This is a genomic window from Planctomycetaceae bacterium, from assembly GCA_039680605.1.
In the GTDB taxonomy this organism is placed as follows: Bacteria; Planctomycetota; Phycisphaerae; order SM23-33; family SM23-33; genus JAJFUU01.
Genome location: JBDKTA010000053.1, coordinates 1 through 16290 on the forward strand (window position 1 = coordinate 1; position 16290 = coordinate 16290).

Annotated in this window: 10 protein-coding genes and 1 pseudogene; 3 read left to right on the plus strand and 8 right to left on the minus strand. The window is 62.5% G+C overall.

The genetic code is table 11. From position 1 onward, the window contains the following. Positions 1–313 precede the first annotated feature (313 nt). Positions 314–448 (plus strand): hypothetical protein, encoded by a 135-nt coding sequence (locus ABFD92_16330; protein MEN6506107.1) that lies wholly within the window; start codon positions 314–316, stop codon positions 446–448. A gap of 126 nt (positions 449–574) precedes the next feature. Here ABFD92_16330 and ABFD92_16335 read toward each other — a convergent pair whose 3' ends face one another. Beyond that, positions 575–2047 (minus strand): hypothetical protein, encoded by a 1473-nt coding sequence (locus ABFD92_16335; GenBank protein MEN6506108.1) that lies wholly within the window; start codon positions 2045–2047, stop codon positions 575–577. A gap of 241 nt (positions 2048–2288) precedes the next feature. On the opposite strand from ABFD92_16335, the pseudogene ABFD92_16340 reads away from it, so the two are divergent. After that, positions 2289–2375 (plus strand): annotated as a pseudogene (locus tag ABFD92_16340) (transposase domain-containing protein). 7 nt (positions 2376–2382) lie between these two features. On the opposite strand, the gene ABFD92_16345 reads toward ABFD92_16340, so the two are convergent. The 5 genes from ABFD92_16345 to ABFD92_16365 all read right to left on the minus strand — a co-directional run bounded on the left by ABFD92_16345 (position 2383) and on the right by ABFD92_16365 (position 10335). Further along, entirely contained in the window at positions 2383–2841 is a 459-nt protein-coding gene (locus ABFD92_16345) for a hypothetical protein (protein MEN6506109.1), read from the minus strand. A gap of 865 nt (positions 2842–3706) precedes the next feature. Beyond that, the gene (locus ABFD92_16350; GenBank protein MEN6506110.1) at positions 3707–3997 is read right to left on the minus strand and encodes a hypothetical protein; all 291 of its coding nucleotides are present in this window, start codon (positions 3995–3997) and stop codon (positions 3707–3709) included. Between the two features lie 450 nt (positions 3998–4447). Continuing rightward, positions 4448–4978, minus strand: a complete 531-nt coding sequence (locus tag ABFD92_16355; protein ID MEN6506111.1) for a hypothetical protein — start codon at positions 4976–4978, stop codon at positions 4448–4450. 2256 nt (positions 4979–7234) lie between these two features. Beyond that, entirely contained in the window at positions 7235–7633 is a 399-nt protein-coding gene (locus ABFD92_16360) for a hypothetical protein (GenBank protein ID MEN6506112.1), read from the minus strand. Positions 7634–8592: 959 nt separating this feature from the next. After that, on the minus strand, positions 8593–10335 hold the full coding sequence (locus ABFD92_16365) for a hypothetical protein (GenBank protein ID MEN6506113.1): 1743 nt from the start codon (positions 10333–10335) through the stop codon (positions 8593–8595). A gap of 125 nt (positions 10336–10460) precedes the next feature. Here ABFD92_16365 and ABFD92_16370 point away from each other — a divergent pair, with 125 nt between their 5' ends. Further along, a complete protein-coding gene (locus ABFD92_16370; protein MEN6506114.1) occupies positions 10461–12344 on the plus strand; it encodes a cytochrome c biogenesis protein CcdA in 1884 nt (627 codons plus the stop codon). Positions 12345–12579: 235 nt separating this feature from the next. Here the strand turns inward: ABFD92_16370 and ABFD92_16375 are convergent, their stop codons facing one another. Both ABFD92_16375 and ABFD92_16380 read right to left on the minus strand, forming a co-directional pair. Next, complete coding sequence (locus tag ABFD92_16375) at positions 12580–13941, minus strand: DUF3999 family protein (GenBank protein MEN6506115.1); 1362 nt, start codon at positions 13939–13941, stop codon at positions 12580–12582. Beyond that, a complete protein-coding gene (locus tag ABFD92_16380; GenBank protein ID MEN6506116.1) occupies positions 13938–16253 on the minus strand; it encodes a DUF2339 domain-containing protein in 2316 nt (771 codons plus the stop codon). The genes ABFD92_16375 and ABFD92_16380 overlap by 4 nt, the downstream gene beginning before the upstream one ends. Positions 16254–16290 lie beyond the last annotated feature (37 nt).

The following is a 16290-nucleotide window of genomic DNA, read 5'->3' on the forward strand; positions in this document are numbered from 1 at the left end:
TCCCTTCAGCTCCAGTCTTCGTTCGCCGCCGGCGGCGAACGAAGACTGCCACGGCGCAGCGGAGCTTTTCCCGCGAAGCCGGGCCCCCCATCTATCGTGACAGCGGCGAAGTACGCCTTGGCAAGCCGTGCATCCGCCTTCGCCATGGCTACGGCGGACAGGTTCACTCATCCATCCATCCATCCATCCATCCATCCATGCCAATTCACCCACCATCGACCTGGCTTGCCCGTTCTTTTGCGGCAACAGTGTCGGCGGGGACGAATGGAAATCGGTCTTCGAGTACAACGGCGGCGGGGAGTTTTTGGACTCGATGTTCAGGTTCCAGATCAACAAGAACGACGGCAGCCTTCGGTGGAGTTGGGATTTCGTCCGCGGCGGCGAGGGCGACGTTCACCTCACCCTCACGGTCTGGGGCGGGGCGGGGATGGGGGCGGCGACGGCGTGAACTGGACGCCGTGCGGGCACGCCCGCTAAGATTCGCCCGCTATGGTCTTGACACAGACTTGCTCATGGATGTCGCCGGATTTCTCCGGTGTAAGTTCCTAAAGAACCACCTCAGCCTTGCTGCTGCCTATGGTGCAGTCTCGGATTGCCGCATGGCAGGAGTTTGAAGCGAGGAGAGGCGGGCCATTTCTTTTGTCAGTTGCTCCGCAGACTCCACGCGAAGCGTCGGGATATCCGCGATGGCAATCTTTAACGGAACATACCCGGCCTCCAGAAGCCGCTCGCGGACAAAGCCTGCAGATTCGGTCGGGATGTTCAGGCAGCCGAACAACGCTTCCAGGTATTCCCCCTTTAAGGTAGGAACCATGAACACCTTTACGGCCGGATCACTTTGTCCTTTAGGGAGATACTCAGGTCTTACATCGCCTTGGAAACGATTTAGATTAAGTACGTTGCCGTTGATAACCACCAATGATTCCAGGCCCCCGGTAGGCATATCACTCAAGCGGTCGTCGCACCGCAATGCCAGCAACTCGTTCCATTGCCTGGCAGCCTCATGCAAGGGAACTCGCGGTTGAAGTCTCGCGACCGCAGTTATGGTCTGCCATTGCGGCTTGCGCGCGACCGGCTGAGAAGCTGCCTCAGACTTCTTTCGAGCCCCTTCAGCGAGGCGCGGTTGAGCTTTGAGCCATACTGGTAGCCCGATCAGCCGCAAGAAGATCGGGGCATCCTTCTGCGGCTGAGATAGGAAGAGGAATCCCATATTGTCCTTGATACCTCTCTTTTCTTCGCCAACCATTGGCCCCGTCGACTCTACTTGGCCTACGCGAACTGCCGCTATTGAGCGCCAGCTCAGAACCTTGTGCAACAGGTTGACATTGAAGCCTCCATAGAACCGCGAGGCCTCCGATGCTGTGCCGTTCAGCCCAACGGACAAGGGCGCCTCACATGACTCCAACATGTCCTTGGTCAGAAGGAGCATGCCCGTGGGCTTGTACGGCTTTAAGTCTTCCACTACTTGGATTCTGCGGGGGCGATAGGTGAGAGGATCAATCGTGTATTTCGAATATACTTCGATCCTTCTTCCTGAAAGAATGACATTGTAGGGTAGGACAAAGGCAAGATCATAATGCGTGGCCGGAGCATGCATATCGACAACTCGGAGGTCGGGCGGGCCGTCCGGGCCGTGCCAGAAACTAGCTGGCCCACTCCAATAGAGGTTGTCGTCCACACGCAAGACAGACGCCATGCCTTTTGCGCGGGATCCCACCCAGTCGCCATTTGCAGTGGCTGCTCTCTCCCAAAAGTCCTTTGTATTCCAGGTCAACGTATTGGGCATTGGCAACCGAAGGATCAGTAACCTCGCCACTATCTGTCCCGATTCATCTGGGAACTCGGTATATGAACGTACCTCAATAGGGCTGTGAGAGGGGCGAGTTGCAATCGTCGCAGGGTCTTTGCGACCGGGAGCGTCTGACTTGCCCTGTTGCAGAGGGATCAGACAAAGGAAGAATACCAGTGTTGCGGTGTACGTCGGGCCACAACCCATCAGAAGAGGCTCCAAGGAGGCATCTTCAGTTGTCCCATCCAATGTCGTCATTCGCTGTGGCCTCTAGCTATGTTTGTGACTGCCGAAAATTGGCGGAGTACTTGCCATTGATCCCATGCCGGTATTCTACCCCTCCAGCCATGGCCCCGCAACGGGTCCGCTGCGAGTCTCACGGGCCCAGCCCTCGCCCTCACGGTCTGGGGCGGGGCGGGGATAGAGGCGGGCCTGGGTTGACCTCATCGCTGAGCGAAGGCGACAACATACTTAGGGGGTCGGGCCGCCTATCTCCTTCGCCTATCTGCGGGACGTGCTCACCCGTATCGCCAGCCATCCGCACCACCGTCTGCGAGAACTGTTGCCGGGGAACTGGAAGCCGTGAGGCCACGCTAATCTCCGTCGGACTGGCGGTCGCACGCATCATCTATCGCCTTCAGCAACGACATGGCGAAGTCGCGAGTGCAGCCCATTCGTGTGTCAAACTCCCAGTCTTCAAGTTCTTTGTCGACCTCAGCCAGGGCATTCTTCATGGTCAGTAGGTGCTTGGAGCAAAGCACAACAACAATTCGCTTGTCGCGGGTCCACTGGGCATTGAGGGGGAAGTGCGAACACTCGTCAGCAGTTGCATCGCACGCTTCGGACGACTCGGGGTCAGGTGTCAAGTCGTACACCTTGCCTACGGCGTCAAGCAAAGCAATTACGCCATCGCGGTCTACGCCCAGCTTGCCCTCGAACGGCGCGACCGTGAAGCCATTACACACCTCATTCAGGGCGTTGTTCACGGCGAGCAACTCCGCTTTGGTGAACTCAAAGGCTGGCTTGCATTGTTCATTGATAGTCGGCTTCACGGTAGCTCCTTACTTCAGGCGATTGAGGAAGTAGTTTACACCTTCTACCGGCTGGAAAGCAGTACCGCCGTCTGCCGCAAGTGGGTTCCTGACCACGACAGTTCCAGAGCCTTCATGCCAGTATGCCACTCGCCCACCTGACAACTGCCTGACTGCCGTCGGGTTGTTCATCACGCTCTCGATATGCGTCTGGAACTGTGCCCGCGTGCGCGCGACGCAGGGAGTACCAGCACAAGTGCTACCCGGAATGAAATGTGCGAAAGACTATGGACACTACCCGCTACCGAAAGATATCCTACTTTATCGTTTTTAAAGAACTTCCGCCCGAATCCGCTGGGCCGTTACACCCGACTGGCTAGGATCGTTACTCTACAATCCGCTGAGCCGCTGGCGATCTTTATAAGACTGCATGATCCGGAGCAGGAGAAAGGGGATGGAAATCCGGGGACACCATACTAGTTTCTGCGCTTTCGTCTGGTCTTGGTGCCCTTTGAAGGTCGGCCGCCGGGTTTGGGCAGTAGCGGGCTGTAAGCCCCAACAATTCAACCGCCTTCGCGACACGATCCGTTCGAGGTCCCATGCCGCTATTCTACCCCTCCAGCCATGGCCCTGCAATGGGGCCGCCGCGAGTCTCACGGCCCCTCACCCTCACGGTCTGGGGCGGGGCGGGGATAGGGGCGGCGCTGGGTTGACTCACCGCGTGCGAGCGAGCGTCAACACGGCGGCCACGGCGATCCTTGCCGCCGCCAATGGCGAAGCGGAACAGAAGGCGCTGCCTGGTCGCAAGCGACACGCAAAGCGTGTGCGACGGACCCTGCCATGGCTCGATGAACGAGTTTAACTCCTTCTAAGCTTCCCGTTGATTCTAAGTGAGGAGAAAGACCTCTTCGATCTTTCGCAACGGCCAGTAGATTGCGTTCAGCGAGCGGTCGCTAAGCGTATAGAAGCGAGGAGCGGAGAGGCTACAAGAGAAAGCCAAGGGATTGCTAGGGTCACCGCAATGAAAAGCCTCAACCTTCGGAAATAGATCTAGATTATTCTGAATCACCCCTCCCACCCGCAGCGTGCCATAGCTGCCGACATAAGCCAACAGCATCAACGCAATAACGCCGGCGACGATGGTGCCTCTTTTCGACGCGGTCTTCCCGTTGGGCATACTCACTCCTTTGTCGGCGCTGTGGAGCCAGGTTGTGTCTCTGCGGCGTCCCGTGGCCTCTCGCCAAGATTCGGTGTAGCCGCTGGATACTTGCCATCGCTCCCACGTCCAGATTCTACGCTCTGCCTGGCAACTGTGCCAGCCCGCAACGGGTCTGGCCCAAGGCGAGCGAACCCCGCCGATTTTATAGCGCCCTCTATAGCGCTGCCTGTTTTTAGCGTACATCGTGAGACAGCATGAGACACCGTGAGAATGACGCAAGCGCTTTGAAATAAACGACTTTGTGCATAAGTCCAGTAACGGCCGCTAACTGTCCAGTTTGGCCGTTTATTTATGGCATGCAGAAGGTCAAGGGTTCGAGTCCCTTCAGCTCCAGTCTTCGTTCGCCGCCGGCGGCGAACGAAGACTGCCACGGCGCAGCGGAGCTTTTCCCGCGAAGCCGGGCCCCATCTATCGTGACAGCGGCGAAGTACGCCTTGGCAAGCCATGTTCTTCCGAATTGGTCAAAAGAGGCCTCATCTTTCCAACGCTGATCGCCAGCATCGTCAGGGCTGCAAGAATCAGTAACACCGTCAGCGTGTCCAGCAACCGTCCGGCCCAGATGCGCGTCAGCGTGCGCTGCAGCCGCCAGGCAGCCAACAGAAAGATGATCAGTGACGCGACGATGATTGCGGTGACATCAAGGTGGAAGTCCGCCAGAACCCCGGCCGCAAAGGCCGCCGCGGCAGCAAAGAATGCCATGCACACGAAGGCCCCGCCGTTCCCCCGGCGCTGGGACTGCCGCAATTCCTCCAGGTGTTTTTGCGAGCGGCCCAACTGATCGGCGACATCTTCCCCCCGCTCCATCGCGGCCTGAAGGATTGCCACCTCGCTTTGAGCTCGCCGGACACGCCACGCGGCCTTGCGGTCCTGCGAATCGTCGGCGCCTTGCCATACCCATCGCCAGATGCGGCTGAGCAAGTCAGGCTGTGAAATCCCCATCATTCCATCCTTCCGATATTCCGCACATCCGCGTGCCCATGGCGGCCGCGCAGCCTTGGTCCCATGCCGCTATTCTACCCCTCCAGCCATGGCCCCGCAACGGGGTCGATGGGAGGCTCGCGGCCCCCGCCTCACCCTCACGGTCTGGGGCGGGGCGGGGACGGGTTGACCGAGAATATTCGCCGCCGAGCGATGGCGGCAATGTGATATTAGGGGATCTGGCCCTCCGATCAAATAAACTCACACGCCTCCGTCTCTTCGTCAACCTTCACTCCGAGTGTCGTTGTAGTCAGATCCAATCCAGAATGATCCTTTAGATGGTAACTGACAATCCAGCAAGGCTTCCTGTTGGGAAACGCCTCCGGAAAGTCATCTTCCATCAAGTGGACAACAGAAGGCGGGCCTTCGACTCCATCGGAACAGTCTTCTTTCTTAAGAAAAGCCCAAGCAATCCCAACCGCCTCAGTCTGACATAAGACTCTCATTTTGTCTGCGGCCTCTCGGTAAGATTCAGACACGGACTACCCCAAAGCGGTCGGGAATCGCCATTGGTCCCATGCCGGTATTCTACCCCTCCAGCCATGCCCCCGCAACGGGGCCGCCGGGAGTCTCCAGCCCTCACCCTCACGGTCTGGGGCGGGGCGGGGATAGGGGCGGCGTCGGGATGACCTCGCCACCGACGACCGAGGCCGTGGACCTCGCCTGCCCTACAGACTCACGGGCAAATTCTTCAAAAACCGCCCGGCCAGGAACCAGCGCCTATGGCCCTACAATCCGCTGGGCGGGTACAGCCGTTACAGGCGCTAAGAGCTTCTTCGCCACTTGCGAAAGGGTCTTCTGTTCATGCACACACGTTGTGTATTATTGGGAAGCTCCTCCAGCAGCATAACCCCTCGGCGATACTGCCACCTCGTGAGGAAGAAAAGAGCCCCACAGCAACATCTAATATATTCGCCCTTCGGAGTATCTCGCACCAATATCCACCCCGCTATCCCTTTTCTTGAACAGGCTGGACAAGAATCAGGATAGAAAGGGTAGAGCCGTTCATAAAGTCTACCCAGGAGTTGCACTCCAGATGCCAGAAGGACTCCAGCGACAAAGCCTGAGAGCCCGTACGGCCATCCATACTTCGACCCAAAGAAAGCGGCCGCAGCCACTCCGGGAACAAAGAACAGGACTATCGCAAAGAGGTCAGCGAAGCTCATTACTCTGCCTTTGCTAGTGCATTTGATCCGACAGTCCTGGAACATAAAATCTGAGAGCCAGTAAACTTCAGACACAACGGCAATGAAACTGGCGGAGTAGTCGGCATTGGTCCCATGCCGGCATTCTACCCCTCCAGCCATGGCCCCGCTACGGGGCTGCCGCGAATCGGGGCAGCAGGGGCGAATCGAAAGGAGGTCATGACGGTGACACAGAGAAACCGGCTCTGTAATGCCAACCGTCAGGTTCTTGTCTTGAGGCGAAGATTTTCTTCAGCCGGCATTCTGGGGCTCCGCCCCAGACCCCGGAGTTTGTCGCATCGGGCTTGCGGCAGAGGCTGCGAAGGCCCACCTCTGCCGGAAGCCATAAAGCGATAAACTCCGGGGGCGTGGGGGCGGAGCCCCCGCCACGCTGCTGTGCCGGAATGCCTTTAGTTGCGGCCGAGCGAAGCCAGGCCGCCTCAAGACCTCCGCGGGGAAATATCCGGGCTAATCCCACACTCGCCGTCCGTATGATCCCGCCGCAGGCCCCGGCGGTCAAGGCCGGATCGTGTTGCATCAGCCGCTCTCCCCCGCGTACCCGGACGCCCATGGGACGGGAACAACCGACGACGAGGACGAGGACGAGATTCGCATCCATCCATCCGCCTTCGCTCTGCGAGCTACGGCGGACAAGTCCATGCCGGGGACATGGCGGCTGGAAAACGGCCGCCATGGCACCCATCCATCCAATCATCCACTCATCCATCCACTCATCCATCCATCCATCCATCCATCCCATCCATCCATCCATCATTCCGCCTTCACCGCCCATGGCGACCCGCTTCGCGTGTTGCCATGCCACCCAATCATCCACTCATCCGTCCATCCATTCTTCCAGCATTCCAGCATTCCAGCATTCCATCATTCCGTCTTCACCGCCCGTTCCCATCTCTTGTCTTAATCCTCTTAATCCTTACAATCCGCGTAATCCCGCACTCCCCGTCCCTGATCGCTCATGCCGCCCATGGCGACCCGCCGCTGTCGCTTACGGACTTACAATCCCCTGCGACGGTTATGCAGGAACGCGCGGGGCAAGCTCTGCCGCTGACGGGTCCGGCTTGGCGGAGTCGGCTAAGAGTTGGTCGAGCATGTCGGCGGGGGTGTCGTCGCGCGTCAGGAGGCGGTCGAGGATGAACTCGCGGCACTTGCGGGCGGTTTCGCTGCCGCGGACGAGGCCTTCGTCGATGTGCATTCTCATCAGCGTGGTGGCCTTTTTGGCGGCCAGGTCTTGGAGGGCCTGGCGGCGGGCCTGGCGGATGTCGAGGAGTTGCTGGTGCAGTTCGGGGCGGGTGCGCCCCTGGGCGATCTTGGCGACCATTGAGCGGCTGATGCCGATCGCCTGGGCGACCTGCTCATAAGCGACGCCGTCGGCGAGCAGGTCCAGCAATTTCATTTCATCGTACTGTGCCATGGAAGACTCCCTTTGGTTAGAGGCAAGGTTGTTTCTCGATTAGCCCGGATATTTCAACGCGGAGATCGCAGAGACCGCAGAGGTGTCTTGAATCAAAAGACTTACAGAAACTTTACGGAGTGGGCCTCATGGACGGTCTGTTTTTTCAGATTAGCGCCACTCGCGACGTTAGATGGTCTTGTTTTGAGTCAATCTTCTTCTCTGCGTACTTTGCGGTCTCTGCGGTTCATGTTAGACAAAAGCCAAGGCCCAAGGGCGCACGACGGCGCCTTGGGCCTTGGCGGGATCAGTAATCTTCGATTGGTTCTCTCACCCGTATTATAGTCACTGGACAGGCGGCGGCGAGAAAATCGAAATGCTTTGAGCGAAAAGGCCGGGAAAAGCGCGTGTAAAAAAATAAAATTCATTTCAGGGACACGTGGTTTTTGCAACTCTCGAACAAATTCCAGTGCGGGGTGGTTCCATATCCCCGCGGGCGCGCAGGCATTGTCCGGGCGAGCGAAGAAACTGCGGCGGATGGTTGTTAAACTATTACAGCACAATCAGATACGAAAAGCTCCGTTTTGCAGTATCGCCGAAAACAGACAAGAAAAGACAATGAAGGGTCAATGCCGTCATCGCAGGCATTCATCCATCTGTCCACGCCCGTCCCCCGTATCTAAGGACGCATCGGAGGGGAAAAACCGACGACGAGGACGAGGACGAGGACGAGCACGAATCGCTCCCCGATCCCATCTCTTGTTTTAATCCTCTCAATCCTTACAACCCGCGTAATCCCGCACTCCCCGTCCCTGATCGTGCATGCCGCCCATGGCGACCCGCTTCGCGTGTCGCCATGCCACCCGTCCACCCATCCATCCATCCATCCATCCATGCATCCATCCATCCATCCTCTTCCTGTCGAACAACAGCCAAAGCGGCAGCTCTGGCTGCCGCACTCCACATGGGAGGCGGGGGGGTCAGTCCATCTTTTCCTGCTTGATGGCGTAGACGATGAAGCATTTGCCTTCGGCGGGCAGGGGGGTGATCTTCCGCGGCAGGCGGGTGTATCCCATCGTCGGGTTGAACGTGCCGCTGGAGCGCCTGGCCCGCTCCAGGACCGGGGCGATGGCCGAGGCGGGCAGCAGGGTCGACGGTCCGCCGTCAGTCAAAGCCGCGTTGAGGCGGCCCAGCATGAAGCCTTCCAGCGTATCGCCGCCGGCGATGATCGGGGCGGCGGCCTCGCCGGCGGCCAGGGCGAACGTGGTTTCCTTGGCGTCGCCCGACTCGACGCGCGGGGCGATGGTCCGCGGGGCGGCGCCCATCGCCGGCCAGTATCCCAGCCCGTACGCCACGGTGCTGCGGTCCTGGGCGGGCGGGGCCTTGGTCGCGGCCGGCGCCGGCGGGCGAGCGCCGGGAGCGGCGGGGCGGGGCGGCGCCGGCGGCCCGGGCACCGTCAGGGGCGTGAACTGCGCATCCTCGACGTGGAGCATGGCCACGCCCAAGGGCTTCTCGCGCGAGGAATAGCTCACGCGCAGCAGCGACGCGGGCAGCAGACGCCCGTCGGCCAGGCGCACGACGATCTCGGCGGCGCCGGTGGTGAGCGTCTCGTCGACCATCAGCGTGTGCTGGCCGATCGGCACGCCCAGGGCCTGCACGATCGCCAGGCGGTCGCACGTGGGGATCGGCAGCGCCTTGTCGCGGTCCTGCCAGGGGCGGGCGTCGGGCATGAGCCACTCGATGGTCGTCGTGGCGGTCGACGATGACCCGAAGGCTTTCTCGTACGCGTTGACCGACACGGACGCCTGGACGTAGATCGGGTTCTGCACGTCGGCGCCGGAGGTAGCCTTCATGGCGTCGCGAACCAGGTTCAGGGCCGTCTGCGAGTTGGGTCTCAGTTGCAGCACGATCTGCGCCTGGGCCAGGGCGTCGAGGGGGCGGTTGAGCTTGAGCAGCGCCAGGGCGTGGCCCTGGTGATAGGCGGCCACCTGCGGCGCGTCATCGACAAGCGTTCGGAAGATGCTTTCGGCCGCGGCGGGATTGTCGCCGTGGTATTCGGCTATCGCCAGCAGGAAGCGGCGGATCTGCCCGTCGCCCCAGGTTTGGGCGAGGTCTTTCAGGGCCTTGGCGTAGCGTGTTTGAAGGCTCTTCTGGTTGGACGGGTCGCGGGCGGCCCTGCCCCGCATCCGCGTGGCGCGGCGGGCGAGGTCCTGGGAGTTTTTGTATTCCTTGTTGAAGGCCTCGCGATGCGTGGCGAAATAGGAAGGCGTGACCCACTTGCCGTCGACTTTGCGATGGCGGTCGTGTACGGCGAGGCGCCACTGGCGCAGTTGCTCGGTCAGCGCGTCCGGCGGCGCGGCGCCGGCGGCTGCCACGCGGCGCATCAGCGTGAAGACGATCGGTTCGGGATTTCCCGTGGCGGCGATGTCGATGCCGCCCTCGTCGTCGCTGCCGGGCGCGGCGCCGCCGGCGGGGAATCCCGACGCCGGCGCCGTCGCGGGCGGGGCGTCTTGCTTGCCGTCGGCGGGCGCTTCGTCCTGGCGAATGTGGAGCACTTGCGAGGCCTTGACCGTGATCACGCCCATGCCGATGTCGATCTTGATCTCATCGCCTGTTCGCGTGATTTTGCCGTCGAAGGTGCGCCCGTCGCGTAGAAAGATAGTGTCGGCGGCCGCTGGCAGGGCCAGCACCGCCGCCACGCCCAGCAGGAGCAGTGTTTTCATGGAACGACCTCGCGTGAGCATTTGTTCAGTTTAACGAACGAACAGGGCCGCGTGTTGTATGAATTCCTTTTACCTTGCGCGGCCGATACAATGAAGGTGCTATCGATCACTCTTAAGGATGTCTGATGAGACCGCTGACCGTACTGCTGTGCATCGCTCTGGCCGCGCCGATTGCGGCGGGGCAGGGTTTCTTCGGTGCTGGGGCCTCGAACATCACCGCCGCGGCTGTCCCCAGCCACACGCGCGTGGCGCCGGGGCAGAAGCTCCACCTTGCCGTCGTGCTTGCCATCGAGCCGAACTGGGTCTTCTACGGGCCTGACCCGGGCGATGTTGCGCAGGCGGGCGAGATCATTGTCGAGTCGGATCACTTGAAGGCCCAGCCGGTCCTGTGGCCGCCGACGCATCGCAAGGTAACCAAGGCCGGCGCCGAGACGTTAGTCAACAACGTCTACGCGGGGCGGACGGTAGTCTATGTTCCGCTGGAAGTCCCCGGCGATGCCAAGGCAGGCCCGCGCGCGATCCGCGCGAAGGTCGAGGGGCAGATCTGCCACAAGGATGGAACGTGCGTTCCGCTGCAGAATCTCGCGGCGGAAACTTCCGTCACGGTCGCGGGCGAAGCCCTGGTGAATCCCGCGTGGGCGGCGGATGAGACTCTGGCGGGCGGTCTGAAAGACGCCAAGCCGCACGAGGCGGCGCCCAAAACCGCCGCGGCGACAACGTCTGCCAGGGAGCCCGCCGCGGCGACTCAAATGCCCGACATTGCGCCGATGGAGTTCGTCGTCTACGGACAGCAGCAGGATTTCAGCCTGTGGGCGGGGCTGGCGCTGGCGGTGCTGGCGGGGCTGATTCTCAACATCATGCCCTGCGTTTTGCCGGTCATCCCGTTGAAGGTGATGAGCATCGTGCAGCAGGCGGGGCAGTCGCGACGGCGGTTTGTCACCATGGGCCTGGCCTTTGCCGGCGGCGTCCTGCTGTTTTTTGTCGCCCTGGCGATCCTCAATCTCGTTCTCAAGCAGGTGCAGGGGGCCGGTTTCGAGTGGGCGGCCCAGTGGCAGAACGACGGTATCCGGATCGCCATGGCCATGCTGATGGTGCTGGTGGCGGCCAATCTTTTCGGGCTCTTCAATGTCACGGTTTCCGGCAAGGTCGCCGCCCTGGAAGGCAGCGGCGGCGGGCATTGGGGCGCTGCCGCGACGGGCCTGCTCACCGGCGTCCTGGCCACGCCGTGCAGTTTCGGCATCCTGACGGCCGCCCTGGCGTGGGCTCAGTCGCTGTCGGTGTTGGTCGGTTCATTCGCGCTGTTGCTGATCGGCGTGGGAATGGCTCTGCCGTACGCGGTGCTGACGGCGTTTCCCTCGCTGGTGGCCCGCCTGCCTCGCCCGGGGCGGTGGATGGAGCTGTTCAAGCAGTCGATGGGGTTCGTGATGCTGCTGGTGGCGGTGTGGCTGTTAGCCGGCGGTGGCGGCAACGCGTACGCCTTCTGGGCGGTAGGGTTTGGCGTGGTGCTGGCGTTCTGCCTGTGGATGTGGGGCTCGTGGGTCAGCTACGACGCGCCGCTGGGTCGCAAGCTCAGGATTCGCGGCGCCGCGGTGGTGCTGGCCGGCGCAGCGGGCTTATGGATGCTCTGGCCGCCGACGCCGGCGGGAGAGGGCAGCGGCGTTCATCTCCAGCCCTTCGACTGGACTCGCATCACCGCCCAGCGCGAGCAGGGCAAGACGGTGATCGTCGATCTGACCGCATCCTGGTGCGTGACGTGCAAGACCGTCGAAGCCGTGATCTATGACAACGCCGAGGTCGCCCAGGAACTCAAGAAGCGGGATGTGACCGCGTATTACGGCGACGTCACCAACGCCCGGCTGCCCGCCAATGCCCTCAAGAAGGCATTGAAGAACGAAGCCGTGCCCAGCACGGTCGTCCTGGGCGCGCCGGGCAAACCCGCCGTGCTGCTGCGCGGCATCTTCACACGGGAAGAATTGCTCGAGGCGATCGACATGGCGCGGAACCAGTAGCATGGGCATCTTGCCCATGAGTAGCACGGGCGTCTCGCCCGTGTAGGCGGGGTGCCACGCACAACAACGTTGTGCGTGTTTCTGAATTTTCATGAGTCGGGGAGCGTGGGCGGGACGCCCACGCCACGCGCGGACGAGACGTCCGCGACACGGCGGGAGCATGGGCGAGACGCCCATGCCACAAAACGGGAGCATGGGCGGGACGCCCATGTGACTCACGGGCGGGACGCCCGTGCTACTGGTTGTCGTCCACGGACGGCAGACGCTTGAGCCTCATCGCGATCAGGATCAGCAGCGCCAGGCCCACGGCGATCAGCACCCCCCAGAGCAGGACCTTGTAGCGTTCCGACCACGGCGCGGGGCGCTCCTTTTTGTGATATTGGGGATTGTCCGACAGGGCGCCCAGGCGAGCCTCGGTAAACCCTTCTTTGGCCAGCTTGTCAGCATAGTGTTCCAGATCGTACTCAGGCGTGACTGCCGCGGCGTTGCCCACAAGCAACCGGTACTGGCGGCCGGACTTCGCCTGGAAGAGCACGAAGACTTTCAGCCGCTGCACGGTGGCGCCGGTGAATGTCAGCGGGGCGTTGTCGCCGTTGGCGATTTCAATTCGCAGGAACCGGTAGTGCCCCTGCGAAGGCATGAGCGGGACCTCCAGCGACTGATCGACATCGCCGGCGGCAGTGAAGCGGTGGATCATCCCCGCGGCCACAAAGTTCCACGGCGCGGCGACGGTCCTGCGACGAACGCCGCCGCCTTCCACCGGCTCGACGATATCATCAGTGACCTTGTTGCGCCCGCGGATGGTATACGCCCGCGCGAAGTTCTTGTCGTCAAACGCCAGCGCGATCCGGGCGATAGGCAGATTCTGCAGGCCGCAGTCCAGCAGGATGACCGTCTGCTTGTCGTTGGCGCCGTCCTGCGGCGCGTCTTGCTCCCGCGGGTTCAGCGTGGTCTGTTGGATCGGCACCGGCGCCAGGTCGGGCTCGACGGCACGGCTGTTGCGGGCGGACACGCGGGTGATGTCGATCTTGCCCTTGTCGTCCTGCCCGTTAAAGACGCTGATGCGCAGGTAGCGGAAATCATTGGCCGGCAGGTCTATCCGCTGTTTGTCGAACAGGCCCGGGATGCGGAATAGCCAGCCGCCCTGACGAAGCACCTGCCACGTTTCGCCGTCGGCCGACGCCTCGATCAGCACGCGCCGCCGGAAATTATCGCCGGAGCTGTCGATGAAGATTTCGTTCTTGAGGATTTTCTTGCCGAAATCCGCCGTCACGCGGCTCAGCGCGGCGTCGGGGTCGAATGTCGCGTTGAGCAGGCGAGCGTTCTCCCGCGTCGATTCCTCGTGGGCGGCAGTCCGTCCCGGGCGAAGGACGTGCGGCGCCCAGGCCCCGCCGTCGTCGAGCAGTCGCACATCCGTCACGCCCGAACTGGACGCGTCAAACACCTCGCCCGGAAGGTCGATACGCGCCAGTCCGCGGTCGGGCGGGCCCTGAAGCTCGACGGCCGCCGTTTTCTGCCAGGCGGACGTGTCGGCCGGTTCGGCCCAGGCTGCCTGGGCCAGGGCGCACAGCGCCATCAGTATCATTGCCTTGCTCATTGCAGGGGCTCCTCGATTGCCGGCTGGCTCGGGGCCAGGCGCTTTTCGAGCTTGTGGTAGAGGTACGCCGAGCCGATCAGCAGCAGGCCCAGGCCCAGGAACGACAGGATGCGGTAGACGTCCTTGACGTGCATCATGTCGACCAAGACGAGCTTCAGCGCCGCCAGGGCGAACAGGCTCAGCGCCGCCAACCGCACGGGGCGCAGCCGCCTGGCAAATCCCACGTACAGCATCGTCAGGGCGAAGAGCCCCCACACCAGCGTGATGGACATCTGCCCGGCGCGGTCGGCCTTGGCTGAATCGGCAATGCTGTTCTGGCAGTACGCCCAGGCCTCGCCCGACAGCAGGACGAGCAGCCCGGCCAGGGCGGCCCAGAGCACCGCCGCGGCGAAGCCTTTACTGTCAGCTTTTTCACGCTGGGCGATGGTTCGTGCAAACAGCAGCGCCATCGTAATGACCGCGGCCCCGGCCAGCATCCGCACGTTGACCAGCAGCACGTGCTCGCCGAATCGCGGGAACGAATACGCCCCGAACACGCAGATGGTCGCCACCACCAGCGGCAAGATGCCGGCGGCGAAGACGGCTATATTGCGGGTGCGGGCGCCGGCCAGCAGATACACCGCCGCCCCGGCCGTCCAGAGGAAGACCACGGCGAGGGTCGCGTGGTACTCGGCGGTGTCGGCGCCTTGGTCATGAATATACTGCCACAGTTCCGAGTGCAGCAGCGACAGCGCCAGGATGCCCGCCACCAGGGCGACGGCCAGTTCCACGGCTCGGTCGGCGGCGGTGGCTTTGGAGCGGTAGAGCCAGCCCACCAGCGCGAAGACGCCCATCGCCAGCGGCACCATCGCGGCGCTGATGAACTGCTTGTTCCAGAGGATCACGAACAGTCCGTCGTAGTCGGGCCAGTACTTGCCCAACAGGGTGATGATGCCCACCGCCAGCACCATCGCCGCCAGCACGCGCGCGGGCTGATAGCGGTAGCGGTACGCCAGGAACAGCAGCACCGGCGCCTCGGCCACCCACGCCAGCATGATCCCGTTGGCCGACAGGTGCAGCGGCACCGCCAGCGTCAGGAACGTGACAGCCATGACGATGCTGGCCAGCAGAGACCGCGTGTCGCTTTCAATGCGGCGGCGCAGCAGCGTGCCCACCGCCAGGTACGCCGCGGCCATGCCCAGGGCGATGAACCCCAGCGTGTAGTCGTAGCGGCCGTAGAGCATGGTCCAGGCCATGATCATGTAGAACGTGGCGTTGACGATGGCCATGAGGAACCGCTCGACGCCCACGGCCGTGCGCGTGGCCAGGTTGTACGCGAAGGGTTCGATCAGGAAGACCAGGTAGAACACCGTCAGCCAGATCATCGCCGGGGCCAGCTGCTCGGTGCTGTAGTGCTGGCCGTACCAGCCCAGGTAGAGGATGATCGTGCCGACCAGCGCCAGGGCGTCGAGGGCGCGGAAGTTGCGCCACAGCGCCACGGCCAGCACGCCCAGGTCGAGAATCAGCAGATAGGTGAAGAGCGCCTCGCGGCGGTTCTCGCCCGTCGAGACCAGCACCGGCGTGAGCAGCCCGCCCAGCAGCGCCAATACCGCCAGCGTCATCGCGTTGTACCGCACCGCCATCGCCACGCCGATGGCCGTCACCAGAATCATGAACGCAAACGACACGGCGTTGTCCATCACCTTGGGCTCGTACACCGAGCAGGCGCTGTAGAACGTGGCGTACAGCACGCCCAGGCCCAGGCCGATGAGACCCTGGCCGAGGATGCGCCATCGCTTTTCCAGGCAGAAGATGCCCGCGGCAATGGCGATCATCCCTCCCAACGCGCAGAGCATGACCTGCGCCGTCGGGCCGATCCAGTCATTGTCGAAGGCGTACTTGAGGAAGAAGACCGTCCCCAGGAGCAACACGATCGCGCCGGCCCAGGTCATCCACTTCTTGCCGATCTGAGACTCCATGCTCTCGCCGGCCGGCGGCACATGCGGGGCCGGCGGCTCCGCCCAGACGTGCTGCGGCGCCGGGGCGGGCTTGAGCTCGGGGATCGGCGGCGGAACTTGCGGCGCCGCGGGGGCAGGCGCAGGTGCCGGAGCGACGGGTTCCGGCACGGCCGCGGGCGCCGGACGCGGCGCCGGGGCCGGGGCAGTGCCGGCGGAAAGGCGCCGCTCGATGTTGGCCAGGCGCCCCAGCGCCTCGCTGACGCTTCGCCGCATGCCGCTTAGCTTCTGCAGCGCCACGATCGCCATGATGGCCCCGGCCAGGCCCACCGGCAGCAGGATGACCAGCAGAATCAGTGCAAAGATGATCTCGTCCATGTTCGCGTCTCCCCGACGGCAGATTTGCCAAGACTAT